At 57.7% G+C, this 22,007-nt stretch carries 13 protein-coding genes; 5 read left to right on the forward strand and 8 right to left on the reverse strand.

What is annotated here, in order from left to right; genetic code table 11:
• Window positions 1–33 precede the first annotated feature (33 nt).
• The 5 genes from Q8N04_05155 to Q8N04_05175 form a co-directional block, all read right to left on the reverse strand.
• Window positions 34–738 carry a SprT family zinc-dependent metalloprotease gene (locus Q8N04_05155; GenBank protein MDP3090043.1) on the reverse strand — a complete coding sequence of 235 codons (705 nt, stop codon included), beginning with the start codon at window positions 736–738 and terminating at the stop codon, window positions 34–36.
• Complete coding sequence (locus Q8N04_05160; GenBank protein MDP3090044.1) at window positions 735–3,989, reverse strand: HsdR family type I site-specific deoxyribonuclease; 3,255 nt, start codon at window positions 3,987–3,989, stop codon at window positions 735–737. Before Q8N04_05160 ends, Q8N04_05155 begins: the two co-directional genes overlap by 4 nt.
• 118 nt (window positions 3,990–4,107) lie before the next feature.
• Window positions 4,108–5,790, reverse strand: a complete 1,683-nt coding sequence (locus Q8N04_05165; protein ID MDP3090045.1) for a putative DNA binding domain-containing protein — start codon at window positions 5,788–5,790, stop codon at window positions 4,108–4,110.
• Window positions 5,790–7,082 (reverse strand): restriction endonuclease subunit S, encoded by a 1,293-nt coding sequence (locus Q8N04_05170; GenBank protein MDP3090046.1) that lies wholly within the window; start codon window positions 7,080–7,082, stop codon window positions 5,790–5,792. The genes Q8N04_05165 and Q8N04_05170 overlap by 1 nt, the downstream gene beginning before the upstream one ends.
• On the reverse strand, window positions 7,075–10,086 hold the full coding sequence (locus Q8N04_05175) for an N-6 DNA methylase (GenBank protein ID MDP3090047.1): 3,012 nt from the start codon (window positions 10,084–10,086) through the stop codon (window positions 7,075–7,077). The genes Q8N04_05170 and Q8N04_05175 overlap by 8 nt, the downstream gene beginning before the upstream one ends.
• A 119-nt stretch (window positions 10,087–10,205) precedes the next feature.
• Between Q8N04_05175 and Q8N04_05180 the strand changes: the two genes are divergently transcribed.
• From Q8N04_05180 to Q8N04_05200, 5 genes are all read left to right on the forward strand, one after another.
• Window positions 10,206–10,982, forward strand: coding sequence for a class I SAM-dependent methyltransferase (locus Q8N04_05180; GenBank protein ID MDP3090048.1), 777 nt, complete (start codon window positions 10,206–10,208; stop codon window positions 10,980–10,982).
• A 110-nt stretch (window positions 10,983–11,092) separates the two neighbouring features.
• On the forward strand, window positions 11,093–12,718 hold the full coding sequence (locus tag Q8N04_05185) for a radical SAM protein (GenBank protein ID MDP3090049.1): 1,626 nt from the start codon (window positions 11,093–11,095) through the stop codon (window positions 12,716–12,718).
• A 174-nt stretch (window positions 12,719–12,892) separates the two neighbouring features.
• A complete protein-coding gene (locus tag Q8N04_05190; GenBank protein MDP3090050.1) occupies window positions 12,893–14,986 on the forward strand; it encodes a universal stress protein in 2,094 nt (697 codons plus the stop codon).
• Window positions 14,986–16,389: a radical SAM protein gene (locus Q8N04_05195; protein ID MDP3090051.1), complete on the forward strand. Its 1,404-nt coding sequence runs from the start codon at window positions 14,986–14,988 to the stop codon at window positions 16,387–16,389. The genes Q8N04_05190 and Q8N04_05195 overlap by 1 nt, the downstream gene beginning before the upstream one ends.
• Before the next feature lie 47 nt (window positions 16,390–16,436).
• Window positions 16,437–16,946, forward strand: a complete 510-nt coding sequence (locus tag Q8N04_05200) for a hypothetical protein (protein MDP3090052.1) — start codon at window positions 16,437–16,439, stop codon at window positions 16,944–16,946.
• Between the two features lie 1,039 nt (window positions 16,947–17,985).
• On the opposite strand, the gene Q8N04_05205 is transcribed toward Q8N04_05200, so the two are convergent.
• The 3 genes from Q8N04_05205 to Q8N04_05215 all read right to left on the reverse strand — a co-directional run bounded on the left by Q8N04_05205 (window position 17,986) and on the right by Q8N04_05215 (window position 21,941).
• Window positions 17,986–18,747 carry a 2OG-Fe(II) oxygenase gene (locus Q8N04_05205; GenBank protein MDP3090053.1) on the reverse strand — a complete coding sequence of 254 codons (762 nt, stop codon included), beginning with the start codon at window positions 18,745–18,747 and terminating at the stop codon, window positions 17,986–17,988.
• Between the two features lie 63 nt (window positions 18,748–18,810).
• Window positions 18,811–19,521, reverse strand: a complete 711-nt coding sequence (locus tag Q8N04_05210; protein ID MDP3090054.1) for an outer membrane lipoprotein carrier protein LolA — start codon at window positions 19,519–19,521, stop codon at window positions 18,811–18,813.
• The gene (locus Q8N04_05215) at window positions 19,518–21,941 is read right to left on the reverse strand and encodes a DNA translocase FtsK (GenBank protein MDP3090055.1); all 2,424 of its coding nucleotides are present in this window, start codon (window positions 21,939–21,941) and stop codon (window positions 19,518–19,520) included. The genes Q8N04_05210 and Q8N04_05215 overlap by 4 nt, the downstream gene beginning before the upstream one ends.
• Window positions 21,942–22,007: the final 66 nt, after the last annotated feature.

Below are 22,007 nucleotides of genomic sequence, written 5' to 3' on the forward strand. Positions count from 1 at the left end.
CACTGATCGCGTCACCCTCGTTCATGCTTGTCATCACACATCCATCGCCGCGCCATTCTTCTTCAGCCATTCCTTTCGCTCATGGTAGTCAGGCATGACCTTGTCCATCTCATTCCAGAACGCCTGGGTGTGATCCATGCAATGAACGTGACAGAGTTCGTGCGCCACGATGTAGTCAATAATAGTTGGAGGGGCCATCATGCACTTCCAATGAAAGGCGAGATTGCCTTTCGGTGAGCAAGAAGCCCACCGGTGTCCAAGCTCTCGCACATCGATGTCGCGAGGCGTCACCCCGACCTTTGGCGCGTAATAGCGCACTCGCTGGGTGATACGCTCAAGGCCACGTACGATGAAGTAGTCCCGAAACGCGGATTTCGCGGCGGCCACTTCACCCTGATCGACCAAATCACGGCGCAGACAAAACCGTCCACCCTTTAACAATAGCGGCTCTTCCTGGTCCGCGACGAGAGAGAGCCGGTAGGAGCGGCCGAGATAGAGAAACCCCTCACCGTTGCGATACTCGCGCAAGACCCGCGTGGCGTTGAGATCGCGCCACTCCGCAAGCGTTTTATAGATCCAGTACTGCTTCGACTGGATGATATCCTCAATATGTTCATCGGGAAGCTCAGCCGGCGCGCGTACGATGACCCGCCCGTCTCGCTCAACCACGATATCTGCCGTCGCACGGCGGCTTCTGACAACCCCATAGACGATGTCCTGGTTACGCGATACCGTCATTTCGTCAGTTCCTCATGGCGTTTTTCTGCAAGCTTGACGATCTCAACGGCAATTCGTTCATGCTGCTCGGCGAGTTGCGGAATATTGGCGAGAAGAATTTCGGTGTCGATATCGCCTCGCAGCCGCTTCACTTCAATCGGCTTCTTCCAAAAGTCGATAATCCCGATCGAATCTTGAAGCATCTCCACAATGCGCAGCATGAGTTCCTTCAATCGCTGCCGGTCCTGGGAGGGCACATCGCCTTGATTGAAGGCCAGTTGCGTCACGTAATCATAGAACGTCGTGGCTTCCCTGGTCAGCCCTTCGATGGCTTCGGTGCGCCCCGCTAATGCTTCCGATCTGAGCTGCTCATAACCCTCCGCCAACGCCTCCCAGTTATTCTTGTGCTCCTGAATAAGTTTTTCCAATTTATCGCTCAATCGTTTATAGAAGGCTGGGTCTTCGTCGAAATGTACCGTATAGTGCTTGCGAAGGGCATGTTCCATCTCGCTTGCCTTGGCCTCAGGATCGCCACCGGCATGCGTCCGCACACTGGCCAGAAAATCGGCTGAGAGCAATTCGACAGGAGGAATCTTCGGGTTAATGCCGAGGTCAATGAGGTGCTCATTGATGAGCGCTTTCACCTTGGCCCCGGCATCGGCAAGGTCGAGCGAATCGTCCTTGTAGCGCTCCTTCACCATCCGCAAGAGATACCCGAATCGCCGAGCCGGCCCTCGATATGAATGTCCCGATTCGTGCGGCAGAATCAGGTTCAAGCTCTGGAGAAACGCCTTCAAATAGACCTCAAAGTCCGCTCGCCGCTTGATGTCCTTCATGGCGCCGACGGCTGCATGCACCACGGCGACTTCTGCCGCCGGTGTTGTCAGTCTCCCCGTCACAAACGCCTCGATCTCCGCGACGCCGGCTGACCTAAAGTGTTGCAAGAGCCGTTGATACCGCTCTTCAAGGATCGGCACTTCCGTGAGCAGATTCTTCAGCCCCTGCTGGATGTCCTGCGCATCTTCCTCGGCATAGATGGATAAGGCGTGGGTCAAATGATTGGCCAGTCCGATATAGTCCACGATGAAGCCCCGGGACTTACCCTTCGACACGCGGTTCACACGGGCGATGGCTTGCAGCAGGTTATGCTCGCGCAAGCGTTTGTCGATATACATGACCTGCTCGACCGGCGCGTCGAAGCCGGTCAGCAGCATGTCGCAGACGATCAGAAAGGCAATGCCCGTGAGGTCCTTATCCGGATCGTCGAGATCAAACGGTTTGCAGAAGTTTTCCACCGCATTCCAGCGCTTGGCCTCCTTGCGGGCCTCCGTGATCACCGCAAGCTCATTCGTGGCATCGGACGACACCACCACCACCGCCTTCAAGAATGCGATGCGCCGGATCAAGTCCAGCTGAGGCGTAGGCTTCCGCTTCTCCGATTCAAGCCGCTCGACCAGCGCCGCTCGCATGAACTGTTGATACCGGATGGCCGCCAGCTTGGAGTGGCACACCACCTGAGCCTTGAATCCGTCGGGCAGGATGTTGTCGATATAATGGCCCACCAAATCACGGGCGATGGCTTCGATGCGCTTCTCCGCTTCGAGGATGTCGCCGCTCGCGCCGTACTTTTTCTTGATCGCCAGCAACTCTTCTTCTGTGCGGTCCTTAAATAGATCTTCAAATTTCGTATCGAAGCCGTGCTTGTCCTTCAACGCGGTATCCGCCGTGCGGCCTTCGTAGAGAATTTGCAGCGTCGCATGGTCGTTGACCGCGTCCATCAGCTTGTAGGTATCGATGTATTCGCCGAACCGTTTCACCGTCCGTCTCGTGCCATGCTGTTCGGTAATGAGAGGGGTCCCGGTGAAGGCAATCCTGGTCGCGTTCGGGAAGGCCTCGAAGAGGTTGTCGCCGAGATCTGAGCTTTGTGTGCGGTGCGCCTCGTCGATCATCAGGAGAATCCGCTCCGACCGGTTCACGATGCCAGAGGTCTCCGCCGTCGGAGGTTTACCATAAAGCGCCAGTGTCTCGGCCACCATCAGCGGCAATTCCTCTGTCCGTTCTGTGAATTTGTGGACCATCACCATATTCACATCAGACGCGTCGGTGCTCAGGTGCTCCCGGAGCTGGGCGGTACTGGCGATGATGTTCACCTTCCCGCCTATCAGGCGAGCGGTCGCAGACAGCTGCGCTTCCAGGTCGATCCGGTCGTTGACCATCACAATCTTAAAGTCGGCCAGATCGGAAGAAGCCCGCAGCATCCTGGCGACGAACACCATCGTGAGCGATTTACCGGATCCTTGTGTATGCCAGACCACGCCGGATCGTTCCTCCGCCGTCTTACCCCTGCGCAACCGTTCGAGAATGCGGCGGGCGGCCCGGTATTGCTGATAGCGGCAAACCACCTTCACTCGCTTGCCCTCATCCGTATCCATGAAGACCGTGCAGGTGCGCAGCAGATCGAGCAATGTGTCCGGAGCCAGCAGACCCTGAATCATCGTTTTCTGCTCACGCGCAATGCCAAGCGGCGGCTGATAGGAGCGGCGGCTTTCCGGCCAGATATCTTTCCAGGCATGAAAATGTTCGTGACCGGAGGTGATCGTGCCGAACTCCGCCTTCTCCCCGCAGGTCCGGATCAAGAGCAGGTTGGAATAGAACAGGCGCGGCTCACCTTCGCGCAGTCCCGCGGCAATCGTCTCAGGCCGCGCATTCCTGTAGCGGAGCAATTGTTCGAACGCAGCGTGCAGCGGGTTGGCGGTATTGGGATCGCCGATCTTCGCCTCGACCACCACCAGCGGAATGCCGTTCACAAAGAGGACGATGTCGGGGATGATGCAGCTCTTCACGCAGCCCGGCGTATCGATGCGGAACTGGTTGATGGCGTGAAAGACGTTCCGCTCCGGATGGGCGAAGTCGATCAACCGCACCACCGGGTCCGCCTCCCCGGTCAGTTCATTCACATCCACTTGCGCCTTGAAGAACAGCGCCTGCACCGCCTCATTCGCCTCCAACAATGTCCGGCTGGGCTGGCGGACGATCTGGTCGCGCAGATCATCGAGCTGGCGATCCGTCAACCAGGCCAGGCCATCGGCGGTGAGATTGAGCGAGCGGACCGACGTGCGGAAGACCTCCGGCAGGAGCCACTCGCGGAAGCTCCCGCGCAGGCTGGCAACCGGGTCGGAGGGAATGAAGCCCTGCCCCTGGTCGATGACCGACCAGCCCAGAGAGGCAAGCTGGTCGAGGAACGGTTTTTCGACGTGGAGGTATTCCGACATGAAATTCTTTTCTCTTTGTCTAAACGATAGAAACTTGCCACGAGTAGACTATTCCTAACTCCTTCATATTTCAGAATTTCAGCTGACCAGAACCCTGCAAGAAAGGCTAAAAAGAAAGCTAAATTTTCTGATTGGAAGCCGGTTTAGCTAACCTCCAGATTGCCGCTGGACCATGGCCTTCGCAGGTCAGCGTACCTTCACGCCGCATCTCTTGCAGCAGATTTCGAATTCGGTTGGTTTTCTGGTCTAACGAGAGGGCGTCGGAAATCTTCTCCCGCAGGAAACCTTCGATGTCTCCTCTTACAGACTGCTCGAATTTCTCCAAAAAAGAAACCACCAACGCCTTGTAGTGCGTTTTGTCCAGCCCGCGATGCTTGATATACGCCGCCTTGGTTCCGGTAACGGCAGCAATGTGCGCGGAGATGAAGACGTTCGGGCGGCGACCTTCGATCAGCTTCCATTTCTTGAGTCTAGCGAAAGTCTCATCATCAATCGGGCGCTTCTTCTGGACCTTGTCCAGGGCAATAATCGTGTCCAAATCAAGATCCGTATGGTCCATCAGCATCCGTGTATACTTTTCATCGAGGATCTTTCCCATATGACGCACTTTCACGCGGCCCGGCTCGGCCAAATCAAAATCCGGCAGGGGGAAGAAACGGGAACGCTGAATCGTGAACATTCTCCTGATGCCGCTACCGATGGTGTCAATCATATTCAGGTTCACCATAGCCTGAGCCAGGAAGGGATTCCGGTACACCTCCGGAGGCGCATCGCGGTGAATCATATTCTCAACTGATCCAGGGATGAACCCGCCAAGGTTCGTGAAGAGGAGCGAATCCGGTTCTTCTACAACATTGATCCTGCCGCCAAGGCGATAATCTTGATGCGCAATGCAGTTATGAAGAGTCTCGCGCACCACCCACTCGTCATATTGCTTCACTTCCGTCGGAAAGAGGGTAGCGCTCGAAAGATAGCGATAGGTGAGATTCCGCACTCGGCTGAACACTTGGTTCACCGCTAAGATAAAGGGCGGGCCGAAATGGGCATAGTCCTTCTCCATTCCCCTCTCGTCCTTCAACACCCAGGTGATTTGTGCGACGGCAGGCATCAGCAGTGACGACGCCTCTAGCCTTCCCAGCAGAACAAGCGCCGCATGGGTGACCCGCCCTTCCAGGCAGACCTTCGTCTTGTTGAGAAACGTCATGTCGTCCCAGCCATCAATGTCCTTGGCCAGTTTCGGATGCTTCTCTTTGAACTGGCTCCGTGCGAATTGGATGGCGGGCGGATCGAGATGGGCGAGAGTCGCAGAGGAGCAGACCTGCGCGGACCAGTCCTCCCTCAAGGGAGCCCGAATGCGATCGATTTCCGAGAGCGATAGCGGACTGACCGATTCCCCATGCCGCCCATACACGCGGCCGCGCCATTCCGTCGGGACGCCATTGATGCTGGCAGGGATCTGGAAGAGCAGCACGCGCTGATCCTCGACGCGTAAATCATGAATCGCATGGAAGGTGAGCTGATGATTGGTCTCCTGTGCAATCTCATGCTTGAGCTTGTTTAGCGAGTCCTGGCTTTCTTTATAGCGTGTTCCGCAGGCGCGCCTCGGATGCTCGTTCGTTACGCCGAGCACCAACCAGCCAAAGGCTTGTGCGTAAAGACAGGCCTCGTTGCTCAAAGCCGAGAAGTAGCGGCCGAGTTGATCGAAGTCAAACTCACCCCGCGCCGCCTTGAACTCTACCCACTCCGTCTCAGCAGGCAAAGCGAGAAGCTCTTGCAGCTTCTTATGTACCTCCAGCGTCATCAGACCATGGCCCCCACAGGTTCAGCCACCTTCACGCGCACACGGCCGGTCAGAAGGTCTTGCATGAGGCCGTGTTTGATCTGCGTACTATTGGCCAGATGACGCTGCGCAAGCCGCAGGCTTTGGTCTAGGCTACCGAGTCGCTCGGTAATTCGTGATTGCTCATCAGGATCACAATATGGGAACAGAAGGCGTTCCATGACATTGTTGTTGAGGCTTGGCATTGTCGTTCCCACAGCCATCCCTGCGATCTGCCGCTGAACGACATCATGCCGATAAACAAGAGCCGCAAAGTCCCCGTGCAATGAGCTTCGACCGAGCCGCAGCAAGAAGCACCCTGTTCCACAGAGCCAAGCTTCTTCACGATCCGTAATCACTGAGGCACGTGATAGGTCTCCTCGGCGCGCAATGACGATATCGCCAGTCTTCATCCGGTGACGCGAAAGATCTTCAGCGCGCCGCTCAGATATTCGTGCAATCTGTTCCGTCGAAACGATGCCATCGTTGATATCCTGCGGCATCACCACGGGCACACCCTCATGCTGATATTCATAGGCGTGAAGCTGACTCCCGAAAGGACCGGTCTGAAAATACCCACCGCATTCCTTCAGAATTACGCCCAGCCGCCTCACCTCCCACTCTTTCGGAATCCAGCCGAGGGGGGATTCTTTGTAGAGTTGGGGGGCTTGGGCGCTGGTGGGGCGAAGGTGGCCGTCGGGGGACAAGCCACGAGTAAAGAGGTCGTGCATCAGCCCCGCCTTGATCTGCTGATACTTCGCAATCAACGCCTCCGTATGCTCAATCGCCTCGTCCACCGTCGAAAGAATTTCGGCGATCCGACATTGCTGCGATAACGAGAATTCGGGAAAGAGGATCTGTCCTATCGTTGATTGATTGATAGAGGGAAGAGCACCAGTTTGAACGTAGTTGGCAAAATCTACCGAGCATAAAAAGTGATAGAGAAACTCCGGATCAGCAGTCGTTGGAACCGCAGCCATCATATTATTATCAATGATGGTTGGCTCCATAAGCATTCTGCGTCTATTCAGCAATAAGGCTGCACCGACTTTTGCAAATACTGTTGAACGAGGTGGAAACGCACTTGCGTGTAGCTGTTCTGCAACAACCCTGTCCACATAGTTATTGGCAACCGTGATTGTCCTCTGATTGCCAGGCAAGGACATATCGCTTACTTTGATGAAAGCAACATCGCCTTCCTGGTTTCCCTGAAATGACTCTGGGAAGCCAGTCCCCCCTTTCAAAGTACAGTAGTTGCTAAGCGGCCTACTCATATCCCAACTCTGTCAAGATCGTTTTCAACTTCGCCGCTTCGGCGTCCCGTTTGGCTTCGATGATCTTGGCTGTTACTGCATACTTCGCATGCAAGTTTTCCAGCGCAGCGGTGCAGGCTCGTTGGTCGGCGCGGAGATAACCCTCGTAGGTCTGAACGAGTATTCGGTGCAGGCGGTCGAGGATGACGCGGCGGGCCTCGTCCCGGTCGATCTTCTCGCGAGCGGCAGTCACCAGTTCTTCCTTCTTCTTTTCCGTGGCACGGAGGTCGGCCTTCAATTGCCTTTCCTCGTCCTCCAGTGCTTTATGACGGGCAAGCCGTATCTCCGCCGCTTCGGCGTGAGCGATGAACTTGGACTGGTCACGTTTTTCTTTCTTTGCCAGCTTGGCTTGGGCTTTCGCTTCCTTCAGTTCAGCCTTGAGCGCCTTCACCTCGCTGTCGGGTAACAGGCCGGTATCGTCGCTGTCTTCGTAGGCCTCTTCATCGGCAGCGGCAAAGAGGGCAGACAGCTCAGCCAGACGCAGACGCTTCTGCTCCATGTCGGCCAAAACTTCAGGAAACTGGCTCTGGAGAATGTCGTCGTCGGGAATCAGCTCCGGTCCCCATCCGCTGAAGGCAATTGACTTGAATTCCGGTTTGAAGAACTCGAAATAGCTGGCCAGTGCGCCGCGAATCTGATGCTCCGTCAGGATGGAAGACGCGCCCTCACCCTGCCCTCTCCCGGTGGGAGAGGGAAACCGTTGCGTGATGCTGGACAGCAGCGTGCGTCGAAGCTCGTAGACATTGCCCCGCTTGCCATTCTTCGGCGCGAGAGATTCGATGAGCGAAAGGTGCTCCTTCCACCACAGCTCCAATGTTTCAAGAAAACGCGTATGGGCCTTTGCGACTCCTGGGTCGCTCTTGACCAGTTCCGCGAGGGCGCGACGGTCGGTAACTGCTGGGGCGAAGTCAACATAAATGCCCTCACCCCTCCCCTCTCCCAGAGGGAGAGGGCCACTCTCGGTCACGGAATGTGGGTCACCCTCTCCCTTCGGGAGAGGGCAGGGTGAGGGTCCTGCGGCTTGCGATTCCACCACAGCTTGATAGACCGCCTCCAAGACTGCTTCGGTCTCAGCCAGCACCTGATTGTTCCAAAAGCGGAGCGTCCGGATGCCAGTCTTGACAAGAAAGGACTCTCTTCGCGCATCGTGCGCGCGCCCCGCCAGCTCATTGTGCTGCCCCCCATCCACCTCGACGGCGAGTTTCAACTCATGACAGTAGAAATCGAGGACATACGGTTCGAGCGGATGTTGGCGGCGAAATTTGTATCCAGCGATCTGGCGATCCCGTAAGAGTTGCCACATGAGGGCTTCCGCATCGGTACGCTCTTGACGGAGGGTGCGTGCCAACTGGAGGAGCTCATAAGGCAGCGGTGTGTTCGTGCGCATGTCGGATGACGGGTTTTCTGCCCTCACCCCAGCCCTCTCCCAAGGGGAGAGGGAGCCGCTGGTGCGTGAGATGAATACGCGATCGCGCAAGCCTGGATAGTTCTTCCAGAAGTGGCTGAGTGCGTCGACCTCCACCACTGGCACCCCGCCTTGTAGATGGGCTCGTACGTCGTGCGGCTCAGGTGGCGGGGCATTGTCCACGTAGCGGCGGATGTTGCAGTTGAAGTCTTCGGCGGCGATCTCGCTGACCGGTACAAGCCTGGCGTAGCCTTCGACATTCTTTCGTTCACGATAGACGTGAACCATCTTTGAGATGTCTTCTGGACGGAGGAAGTTCTGCGCCTTGCCTTCGCGGTATTCCCGGTCGGCGTTGATGAAGAAAACCTGCTTGCGAGAAGCGGCATCCTTCTTGTTCATCACGAGCACACAGGCTGGAATGCCCGTCCCGTAGAACAGCCCCGCGGGCAGGCCGATGATTGCCTCCAGCCAGCCACGCTCGATGAAATGTTTGCGCGCTTCCTTCTCCTCGCCGCCCCGGAACAGCACACCATGGGGCATGATGGTGGCCATCTTTCCGTCCGCCTTGAGCACGGCCAGCATGTGCTGGACGAACATGAGGTCGGCTTTCTTGCCCTTCTCCGGCATCCAGACGGCGAAGCGGCCTGAATATTCGATATCTTTTTTGATGTAGTTCTGGCTGAAGGGCGGATTGGCGAGGACACGGTCATAACGCTTGAGTTCGTTGTTCTCGGCCTTATGCTGCGGGCGGCGGATCGTATCCTCCTGGCGGATATTGGCGTCAGCAATGCCATGCAGCAGCATGTTCATTTTGCAGATGGACCAGGTGGTGCCGATGCTCTCTTGGCCAAAGAACGAGACGTCCTTCGGGTTTCCGCCGCACTCACGAATATAATCGCGCGTCTGAATGAGCATGCCGCCGGAGCCGCAGGTCGGGTCATAGATGCTCATGCCAGGATGAGGATCGACGATCTCCACAAGGGTGCGCACTACATCAGCCGGCGTATAGAACTCGCCGGCCTTCTTCCCTGCCGAGTCGGCAAAGAATTTGATGAGGTATTCATAGGCGGCGCCGAGTAAGTCGGGAAACTCGAAGTTCTCGTCGCGGAGCGGAATCTTTTCGAAGTTCTGCACGAAGTTCGACAGCGTGTCGTCGTCGAGCGTGCGCTGGCCGATCTTGCGGTTGAAGTTGATGTGTTTGAGCACATCCTGGAGCGCTTCAACGTTGGCGTCCTCCAAGGCTTCGAGGGCTTTATTGAGTCCACTGCCGACATTGGTCTTTAGATGGCGAATCTTCGACCAGCGCGCGCGCTCAGGAACGAAGAAGGTGTATTTGTCCGGATTGGTGAGCTGCGCGGCAACTTTAGCCTCCGACATGCCCCTGGCTTTCAACTCTTTCGCCAGTTGTTCTTGCTCCTGATCGAAGAGATCGCTCATTCGTTTCAGGAAGAGCATGCCGAAAATGTATTCCTTGTACTCGGACGCATCCATGTTCCCGCGCAGGTCGTCGCAGGCGCGGAACAGGAGGCTGGACAGCTGGCTGAGGGTGAGTTTGGTCATACCGCGCCGAAGTCTAGCGAATTCCCCCTGGTGGGGCAATGAGAATGGATGCTGAAGTCCAGCCGCCACCGACATGTTCCGCCTTGACACCGGCTCAAAGCAGGTGTTACCACGCTGCCATGCTACGAACCGGACAGCCGCCCGTGACACAGGATTCCCACGCGCCACCCCAAGCCGTATCGACCTGGTCCGGACCGGCGCGCGAACAGGCCGTGCAACGGATGTTCACCGCCATCGCCGGTGTCTACGATCTCAACAACACGCTGCTGAGTTTCGGACTCCATTACCGCTGGAAGAAAATCACGGCGTCGTTCGTCCCGCACGTCGAACAGGGCACGGCGCTCGATGTGGGCGCCGGCACGGCAGACTTAGCTTTATTAGTCGAGCCCCGCATGGGGACCAACGGCCGCGTGGTCGCCTCCGATCTCAATCACGCGATGCTCGCCGAGGGGCTCAAGAAGGTGGATCTCAAAGGGCGCACGGGCAAGATCTCCTGCCTGCAAGCCAATGCAGAGCATCTCGGATTCACGGACAACACGTTCGATGCAGTGACGACCGGCTTCTGCATGCGTAACGTCGGCAACCTCCCGCAAGCGGTCGGTGAAATTCGCCGGGTGATGAAACCGGGCGGCACGTTTGTCTGCCTGGAGTTCTCCCGTCCGGTCTTTGGATGGCTGCGGGCACTCTATGATTGGTATTCGTTTACATTGCTGCCCTGGATCGGAACGAAGGTCGCGCGGGACACGACCGGCGTGTATGAGTATCTACCCGCCTCGATCCGCACGTTCCCCGATCAGGAGCGACTCTGCCAGGTCCTGCGCGAGGCCGGCTTCCGCCAAGTGTCCTATAAGAACCTCACGGGCGGGATCGTCGCGATCCATGTGGCGGTGAAGTGACGTCAATGGTGATTCGCCAAACGTCAATCGTAGGACTGATCCGCGCATGTTCGTCATGGCCTAACATTCTTTGTCCATCTTCACAATTGACGATTGACGGTTGACCTCCTATGGAATCGATCCTTTATGTCTTTCTGCCATGCAAGAAGGTCTATCCGATAGGGATCACCTATCTGGCCGACTTCATTCACCGCCGGCAGCCGGACGTGCGCCAACAGATCCTCGACCTGTCGCTCTTTCCCGTCTCGCAACGCAGCCAGGCCCTGCGCGATACGGCGGCAGCCTTCAAGCCCGACCTGGTCTGTTTCTCCTGGCGGGATATTCAGATCTTCTCTCCCCACGAAGGCGATTCGTCGCTGGAGCATGCGTTCAATTTCTACTTTGCCAGCAATCCGCTCAAGCGCGTGGTGGCATCGTTCGAGGGCGTGAAGCAGCTCTACCGCTACTACAGCCACATCTACAAAATTCTGTCGTATCCCTGGCTGATCCGGAAAGAGTTCTCAACGGCACAGATCATGATCGGGGGCGGAGCCTTTACGGCCTTTGCCGATCAGCTTATCGAGAAGTTGCCGGAAGGGACGATCGGCCTGCTCGGCGAAGGGGAAGATGCGATCCTGAAGGTGATCGAAGGACGCTCGATCGAAGACGAACGCTATATCATCAAAGAAGGCGGGAAAGTCCGGAAAGGCCAGCAGGGCTCACCGGCGCTGCTCGATGCCCTGACGGTCGATCTGCCTTACCTGACGTCGATCTTCCCTCAGCACCGAGAATTTATCGGCGAATCCATCGGCGTACAGACCAAACGGGGCTGTCCCTACGACTGCGCCTTCTGCCTGTACCCCTATATTGAAGGAAAGCGGGTCCGGTATCGGCCGCCGGCCATGGTAGTGAAGGATATTTCTCAGCATTACCACCAGTGGGGCGCTCGGCGGTTCTGGTTTACCGATGCCCAGTTCATCACCGGGAAAGAGGCCTATCCGCAATGCACGGAGATTCTGGAGCGGATTGTCAGCGAAAAGCTGGACATCGAGTGGTCCGGCTATATCCGCACCTCGCTCATTACGCCTGAGCTGGCGAAGCTGATGGTGCGGTCGGGCGTGGGAGATCTGGAAGTGGCCATCACGTCCGGCTCTCAGGAGGTGCTCAACAACCTCCATATGGGGTTCAAGCTCGAGCGCCTCTATGATGGATGCCGCTACCTGGCTGAAGCCGGCTTCAAGGGCAAAGTTATCCTGAACTATTCGCTCAATTCTCCCAAAGAGACGGAAGAGACGCTTTTGCAAAGCGTGGAGTCCTATAAGATCGTGGCCTCGATCCTGGGAGAGGAGCGGGTATTCCCTCTGATGTTCTTCCTGGGAATCCAGCCGAATACCGATCTTGAACAGCGCCTGCTTGAAGAAGGGTACCTGTCGGCCGGCTATAACCCCTTGATGCTCACCCCGACCAGTATCCGGAAGCTGCTCTATAACCCGGCCCCCCTCAATAGCTTCATTGCGAAAGCCTGCCTGAAGGCCTGGGAACGGAAGGAGGGCAGTCGCGACCCCAGAAAATGGACCGGCTCCCTCTCTCAAACAGCGTCCGCCGATGCCACGAGTCAATCCGGCCAATACGCGGACAAAAGCCTGGTCAAAGGGATCGAAGGGAACTCCGGCCGGGACGCCCTGCTGTCGCTGGAAGAGATACTCCGATCACGCCCGAGCGCTCGTGGGACGTCAACCGCCACTCGTCAATCGTGAACTGAGCCGGGTGACGCATGGCGGTTGACGTCCCCCTCCTCGCCTTGCATTCCAGATTGGCCCAATGCTATTATCCGACCTCTTTTATGCCGGGGATATCAGGCAACCGTTTGGTTTTCCTCACAATTATGACGGTTCTCCCCGACAAAAAGAGGCCTTGGAGGAGGCGTCTCAATGTATAAGACCATCTATATCCCGGTCGATAATTCCGACCATTCGAATACAGCGGTCGACGTGGGCGTCGAGTTCGCGAAGACCTTCGGGTCCAAGATTGTCGGCAGCCACGTGTACGCCGCGAAGATGCACGACAAGCGCTTCAAGCAAATGGAAGCGGGACTGCCTGAGGAATATCACGATGAAAAGGAACTGGACCGCCAGCGGCAGATCCACGATTCGCTGATCACGCGCGGACTCCAGATCATCACGGACTCCTACCTCGACTACGTCGACAAGAAGTGCAACGAGTCCAACCTCCCGATCGAACGCAAATCCCTCGAAGGGCGCAATTGGAAAGTGCTCGTCGAAGATATCAATACCAACGCCTACGATCTGGTCATCATGGGCGCGCTAGGCGTCGGCGCGGTGAAAGACAGCGTGATCGGCAGCAATACCGAACGCGTGATCCGCCGCATCCGCAACTCGGACATGTTCATCATCAAGAACACCGAGCCGATGAACAACGGCAAGATCGTGGTGGCGGTCGACGGTAGCCCCTATTCCTTCGGCGGGTTGATGACGGGTCTGGCCCTCGGCAAGGCTTTCAACCGGCCGGTCGAAGTCATCTCCGCCTTCGATCCGTACTTCCATTACGCGGCCTTCCACAGCATCTCCGGCGTGTTGAACGAAGAAGCCGGCAAGGTCTTCCGGTTCAAGGAACAGGAAAAGCTGCACGAAGAAATTATCGACAGCGGCCTGGCCAAAATCTATCAGTCGCACCTCGATGTGTCCCGTGAAATTGCCCAAGCCGAGAACACCGACGTCAAGACGACCCTTCTTGACGGCAAAGCCTTTGAAAAAATCATTCAGTACGTCCGCAAGGATACCCCCTGGCTGCTCATCGTCGGCCGCATCGGCGTCCATAGCGATGAAGACATGGACATCGGCAGCAACACGGAAAACCTGTTGCGCAGCGCCGCCTGCAACGTCCTGGTGTCCAATCGCAAGTACGTGCCGCCGATCGATACGCAAGCCGAGTACACCATCGCTTGGACGGAAGAAGCCTTGCGGCGGATGGAAAAGATTCCGATCTTCGCTCGCGGCGTGGCCAAGACCGCGGTCCATCGTTATGCCATTGAAAAAGGCCACACGATAATCAGCAACACGGTTCTCGATATCGCCATCGGACACATTCTTCCCAAAGGAGCCATGGATGCCATGCGCGCCCTCGGGGGCAGTCTGGATGCCGCCGGCATCGACCGGGACAAGATGCAGGCGGACGATTCGGTCGCCAAGGACCTCATGGGCAACACCCTGAGCGGCATGATGACCGGCATCGTCGAAGAAAAGCCGAAGAACTCGGTCGGGACCCAGGCCTACCTCGACCGCATGAGCCAGAATTATTTCGTCTGCGACGGATGCGGCTACATCGGGAAGGGCGACGCGCCCGTGAAATGCCCGGTCTGCTCCGCCGACGGCGACAAGTTCAAGCTGGTCGACAAACAGATTTTCGAAGCGGCCGCCAAGGCCGAAGGCGAGCTGGAAACCGATCTCGCTTACGACGATGTCCCCATGCAATGGACGAAGGACGCGAAAGAAGCGATCCGCGCGGTTCCCGCCGGATTCCAACGTCGCCGCGCCAAGGCCAGAATCGAAAAAAGCGCCCGCAAGCTCGGCATGACGACGATTACACTCGAATACGCCGCCCCCACGATCAAGGAAGCGGCGGACGAAGACTATCAGCCGATTTTCGCGAACAAAGGCACCGGCACCGCGCCGGAAGCCGAAGAAAAGCTGGCCGCCATGGCCAATGGGACGAACGGCGAGCATGCGAACGGCAACGGCGCTGCCAAGCCGGCGGAAACTTCTCCGTTTACCTGGAGCGCTGACGCCCAGGCCAGGCTGGAGCGGGCTCCGGAAGGCTTCATGCGCGATTGCACCAAGGCATTGATTGAAAAGCATGCGGAGAAGATCGGAGCGACCCTCATTACGGCTGAAGTGGCCAATGAGGGGATCGAACAGGCCAAGGGCTATATGGCCGATGCGATGAAGACCGGCAATCTGAAGGACATGATTGCCAATCTCACCGGTTCGAAGTCCGGGGCCAACTGATGGGTAAATCGCTCCCGATGCTGAGCCTCCCGTCTTTGCAGGGAGCGCTCGGGTCGCTTCAACAACAGATCACGCAGTTCATGACCCCTGCGCCGAAGGGCGAAGGAGTGTACGACGGCCGGACCGTCGATGACTTCAAGCCATATCTCGTTGCGCTCAATCTGACAAAACGCTGCAATCTCAAGTGCGATCACTGCTACCTCGATGCCACCACCAAGTCGGCCGGCGGCGACGACGAGCTCTCCACTGAAGAGTGTTACAAGCTCATTGATCAAATTGCCGAAGTGAATAAAGGCTGCCTGCTGGTCATCACCGGCGGAGAGCCGCTGGTCCGTCCCGACATTCTCGATATCGCCCGCCACGCGGTGAAGCTCGGCTTCATGGTGGTCTTCGGAACCAACGGCATGCTCATCAACGATCAGATGGCCAAAGCCCTCGTCGAGATCGGCGTGATGGGCGTCGGCATCAGCATCGATTCGCTCGATGCCGCCAAGCACAATTCTTTCCGTGGCGTCCCGGGCGCCTGGGAGGCCGCGGTGGCCGGCATTGAAGCCAGCAAGCGCAACGGCCTTCAATTCCAAGTCCATTTCAGCGCGCAACCGATGAACTATCAGGAGCTGCCCGCGGTCATCGAGTGGTCACATCAACTGGGTGCGCGAGTCCTCAATGTGTTCTTCATGGTCTGCACGGGCCGCGGCGAAGAGCTCACGGACATCACGCCGGCGCAGTACGAGGAAGTGCTGGGCTATCTGGTCAATTGCCAGGACAATTATAAGGGCATGCTGGTCCGCGCCCGTTGCGCCCCCCACTTCAAGCGCCTGGCTTACGAGAAAGATCCGAACTCTCCCATCACGAAAGCGACCGGTTACATGGGCGGCGGCTGCCTCGCCGGCACCAATTACGCGCGCGTGACGCCGAACGGTGAATTGACGCCCTGTCCCTATATGCCGCTCTCTGCCGGCAATGTCCGCGAGAACAGCTTCGTCGATCTCTGGGAAAAGTCCGACGTCTTCAATTCCTTCCGCTACCCGCAGCTCAAGGGGAAATGCGGCGACTGCGAATATACCGATATCTGCGGGGGCTGCCGCGCCCGTCCGTACGTGGATCATGGCGACTGGCTGGATGAAGATGAGTGGTGTCTCTACACCCCCAAAGGCGGCGAGAAGATCAAGGTGGCCTTCAACGTCCCAGAAGAATCCGTCATCCCCTGGGACGAGGCATCCGAGCTGCGTTTGAGCCGTATCCCCTATTTTCTCCGCGCGATGGTCAAAAAAGGCGTCGAGAAGCATGCCCGCGAGAATAGCGTCTCGCTCATCACCATCGAGCTGATGGAAGAGCTCAGAAAAAAGCGATTCGGCAACGACGCGCCCGTCTTCAATTTCGACATGAAGGGTAAGGAGTGAGGCCGTAACGCGGGCGAACTTTCGCTGCGTTCCCTCATGAAAGCTCTATGGACGCCCTCCAAAGCATCGTCACCGATCTGAACACCCTGATTCCGATCATCAATCACTGGTTCCATCTGCTGTCGGCCATCATTTGGATCGGCGGACTGGCGTTTCTTGTCATGGCCGTTACTCCGGGGCTGAAGAAAGCCGTGGCCAAAGAACAGATCAAGCCCATCAGTGATGTGTTTTACCAGCACTATAGGAAGATAGCCGGGATCCTCTTGGTGGTGCTCCTGTTTACCGGCGGGATCAATCTGCACTACGTCAATCAGGTCATGACCTCGCAGACCCAGCTGGGGATCCAGCACAATGCCAAGTACTTGACCATTTTCTTCATCAAGCTCGGGTTAGTCCTGTGCTTGCTCACCCTGTTTCTCTACACCGTCATCTTCAAGTCAGATGATGAAGCAGAGGAGGATGAGGATTATGAAGTCATTCCCTATCAGCGCGCGGCTCTCTGGATGGGATTTTTTATCGTCCTCTGTGCTGCCGCAATGAAACATCTGCACCTATAAACACTTCATACGCCCTCTCGCTCGCACCCTGTATCAAAGCAGATAGCCCTCGTACCGGTTCAGATACATCGATCTGATCCAGATTTTCTCCTTCGCTCGGCGTCATCGCCGCCTCAATTCTCCACTGCAAGAAATCAACGTCTTAGAACTCATTCGCTCGAATGAGTGACGTGACCCGCCTGGTACGCCCATTGCTGTACTACTAGTCCGTACTTGTTCTCCCATACATACCTTCGAACAAGGGATCGTTCACTTTGGCTATGACGACTTTTTCGTTCATTACTCCATTCGACCGGATATGGCATGGCGCGACGCTGCCAGTTACGCACCTTGTCTCTGAGGGTTCCCCTCTGCAGGGTGATGCGGTTTCTGGATTGTGCCCATCCAGAAACACGCTGGTGCCTTCGTCCATGGCCATGAGCGCCGTGCCTCCGAAAGGAGGCACGGCCTATCGCCACCATTGCGTTACACAGACTCACGGAAACTTCTTATGCACCGCCTTCATCATGAAAGGGCTGCCATGGTGATGACCAATCCCCCAGCAGAGTCGATCATGGAGAATACCCCGAGACCTGAACGGGCTCGAGCTCAGGACGATCCTCAGAAGGTTTCCGCACATCACAGACCGACCACCAGACTGACGATCACACTTCCAATGCAGCTGGTCAATCAATTGCGGGATGCCGCCTACTGGACACCCCACACCACACTGGCCTGGCTCGTAGAAGATGCCCTTCGTGCGACGCTCACGACGATGGAACTCGCAAACCGTGGCCCATTCCCTCCTCGCGAGCAGGAATTGAAAGCTGGACGCCCTCGCGGAGCACGAGGGGCTGGACGAACCCAAATGCTCCCGATACGGCAACCGGTGTCCAGAAAACCGAACGGAGAGGCAGCCATATCGCCGAAGCAATGGCCCGCATCCCCGGGACAAAATAGGGTGAGTGGGAAGTCCGTCATACCCAACGCAGAAGGACACGTGAGCGGCTAAGCGGCTCTACTGTTCCACTGCCCCGGGGCGGATTCGTCGAGCGGGATATTAGGAGGTGCGTTGACCGGAGGACGCCCGTTTGAACACGGCCTTCAATCCGAAATAGGCGAACGAGTCTTTCAGGTTTGAGTACAGACGATGAAACCGGCCCATTTCAGGATTCGTGACATACTCCATCGTCAGCGCCACCCGCTCCTCCCCCTCCGCCGGAGGGGTGACCGCATGCCAGAGCTTGTCGCCGTTGAAAATGACCATGTCCCCGGGCTCGGTAATGAGTTCGAGATGCTGCGTCTCCTTCGCCGGATCGTCCTTAAACAGATCACACACCAGCTTGCAGTGCGATGACCGGTCGACCATTCCCATCAAGATCGTATAGCGCGCGCCCTTGTAGTACGACGTATCGTAATGAAAGCCGATATGGTCCCCCGGCTCCGTGTAGTAGTAGAGCGCACAGGAATGCGGATCATCGTCCGGGCATAACAGCAGATTCGCATGCACCAACCGGTTGAGAAAGCTGCGATAGGCGGTCGACCGGTAGAGGTCGAGGAACAAGGGCGCCTGCTCCTGCACCGTATAGTAGCTGACGCTGCCGCCCTTCTTGTGGCCGGGGATATAGTTGCGGTTGATGCGCGGCTTGAGCCCTTCCACCTGCGGCACAAATGCTGATTCGACAAACGACCACGGAAGAAATTGCTTGATGACAAGAAACTCGTTCTGATCCCAGTAGGTCTTGTGCAACCGGTCGAAATCGAGCGCCGCAACGGCCCGGTCGACGGCTTCCGTCACTGACTGTGCGCTGGTCGATTGCATGTCTTCGCCCTCTCCCTCCCGTCTCGCTCTCGCGACGACCTCAACTCGCCTGACAGAAGCCGGCTAATTCAATACCGGCGCCTTGACCACCTCGACATCGGCCGGTGCCTTGAAGTCGAAGACCTCTTCCCCCAGTCCGAGATTCGGTTTTAACGAGGAAAATTCGAACGTGGCCACATTCCCGCTGATCTCATGGAGCCACACGGTACGAATAAAATAGGTCTTCGGAAAGACCTCCACGACGATCCGCTGCACATGCCGCGAGGGATCTGTCTCGCGCCCCTTCGGCACCAGACTCAGGAGGCGAAGCCCGCCCGCACCGCGCTCTTTCCCGGTCGCCGGAGAAATCTCAAAGGACTCTTCCAGCTTCGCCGCTCCCTGCAACAGTTCCAACGGCGCCTGCGATGCCGCCATGTGCGTCAGCTTCCCGATGAGCACCTGCTTATGCTCCGGCACATACACTTTGACGTCGTCGTGGTTCACATAAATCTGTTCGTTAGCCGGATCGAGATAGTCCCACCGCAGTCGTCCCGGCTTCTTGATGTAGACCTTGCCCGAGGACGTCACCGGCCGCTCGAATCCCTCAATTCTGGTCTTTTGCGTAAAGTCCGCCTGGAGATCCTTCGTCTTTTCATAACGGGCCTGCAACTGCCGCACGACCTCGTGCACTTCCTGCATCGCTTTCTCATCAGGCACCGCATCGACGGCCCAGACAGACCATACCGGCACGCACACCGCAATCCCGACGAACACCAGGGCTTTCCATCCACTCATGCTTCAGTTGCTCCCACCGGGCCACGGCGGCCCAACACTTCCCGGCGCCCGTCCCGGCCCGCCGCGCCGACAATCCCATCCGCTTCCATTTGCTCAATCATCCTGGCAGCGCGGGGATAGCCGACGCGCAACCGCCGCTGAATCAACGACGCGGAGGCCTGACCGGTCGAGAGCACCAAATCTTTCGCCTGCTCGTAGACTTCGTCTTTGGCTTCCTCTTCCGCCGCGTCTTCCTGCTTCAATGATTGCAGCTCGGGATCGTATTTGGGCAGCGCCTGCTTCTTCACAAAGTCCACGACCCGCCGCACGTCGTCATCGGAGACGAAGGATCCGTGCAGCCGGGCCAGCCGCCCTGTCCCTGACGCCAGATACAGCATGTCGCCGCGACCCAGCAACGCTTCGGCGCCGTTGGCGTCCAGAATCGTGCGCGAGTCGGTCTTCGACGAAACCTGGAACGCGATCCGGGCGGGGAAGTTCGCCTTGATCAAGCCCGTCAACACATCCACCGACGGCCGCTGCGTCGCCAGCACGAGATGGATGCCGGACGCCCTGGCCATCTGCGCCAACCGGGCGATCTTGTCCTCGACATCCTTCGGCGCCACCATCATCAAATCGGCCAACTCATCGATCATCACGACAATATAGGGCAGCGGCTCAGGCGGCGTCGGACGATCGCGAGGACCGGGGGCGACCTCGGGATCCGTCGACTCACCGGCAGAAAGGCGCTGCTCTTCCGTCAGAAACTGGATCGGCAATTCGGGCTGATTCGCCGCCGCCGTCTCTTCCGCAAACACCTCATGCAACCCGGCTACCTTGCGATTGTACGCGTCGATATTCCGGACGCCGGCTTCCGACAGCAACTTGTACCGCCGTTCCATCTCGGCGACCACCCATCCCAACCCGCGCGCCGCCGACTTCGCATCGGTGATGACGGGCCGCAGCAAGTGGGGGATGCCGTCATACGACGAAAACTCCAACATCTTCGGATCGATCAGGAGAAGCTTGACCTCGCTCGGCCGCGCGGAAAACAGAATGCTCAACAACATCGTATTGAGCCCGACGCTCTTGCCGGCCCCGGTGGCGCCGGCCACCAGCAGATGCGGCATCGTCTTGAGATCCGCGATCGCCGGAGCGCCGAAGATATCTTTGCCCAGCGCCAGCGTGAGCTTCGAGCGGGCCTTCGTGAAGGTCTCGCTCATCACGACTTCTTTCATCGACACCGTTTCGCGAGCCAGGTTCGGCACTTCGATCCCGACCACCGACTTCCCCGGAATCGGCGCGACAATGCGCAGACTGATCGCCTTCAGCCCCAGAGCCAGATCGTCCGCCAGATTCACAATCCTCGCGACCTTGGTTCCCGGCGACGGCTCGAACTCATACATCGTCACGACCGGCCCGGGCCGCACTTCCGTCACCTTGCCGATGATGCCAAAACTCGCCAAGGCGCGCATGAGCACATCCGACTGCGCCTTCAGCTCCTCGTCCGACATGCGCGTAATCGGACCGGTCGGATCACTCAGCAACTCATCCGGATCGGGAAGTTCATAATCCCCGGCATCGACCTGCGTTGACACCGCTTCCACCTCGGGTTCATTCGCTTCGACAGGAGGGGGAAACGATGCGATCGGCGGCTGAATCACCGGCCACTCGGTCACCGGGGCCGATTCGCTTTCAGCAATGGTCGTGGCCTCTACGAGGGCTTCCGGTTCGGGCTCCGGACTGTCCTTCACGATGCGGCTCCGCTGCCGGCGGTTCCCGGACTCCACCGGCGGTTCAACCGCCGGTTCCGGCATCAGCGCCGCAAGCTTTTCTCTCCAGGCATCCCAGCGTGCGGGAAAGCCCTGAACCAACTCGGTCAGTGACAGCGGGGTCGTGAACAAGAGCGAGACTAAGAAGCTGGCCAGAATCACAATGTGGGCGCCGGTGCTGGCAAACCAGGACTTGAGCCCATCTGCCAGGACCTGGCCGAAGACTCCGCCTGCCATCCCTCGATGGACGAAACCGCTGCTCAACGTGGGCACGGCGGTGGCTTCAAGATGCAGAAAGGCACTCAGGAAACAGACCGCCCCGAGCGAACTGACGGCCGTGCGCAACCGGACGCTGACGGGACTCTGAGAGAAACAGCGCAGGCCAAGCTTGCCGAGCAAGGGAGGAAACAGGTACGCGGCCCCGCCGATCAGGAAAAAGAATCCCCCGGCGAGTACCGCCCCGAAGGAACCGATCAAATTGCGTGGAGGAGCCGCTGCCGGAGCGCCGGACGCCACCGTCTCGGCTTCGCCCGGCACAAATGACAAGAGACTCAACAGCGTGAGCAAGCTCAGCGCGATTAAGATCACGCCGATGACTTCACGCTGAATATGGGAAGGAGGAGCAGGGGCGCGACGGGGTTCTCCCCGCTTCGCCGACGTAGTAGCACCCATGTCGCGGATGCTAACACAGGGGGGAAATCGTTTCAAACAACGACCGCACGGCAAGACCAATCCTGG

Origin of the sequence: Nitrospira sp. (genome assembly GCA_030692565.1) — a bacterium.
Taxonomy (GTDB): domain Bacteria; phylum Nitrospirota; class Nitrospiria; order Nitrospirales; family Nitrospiraceae; genus Nitrospira_D.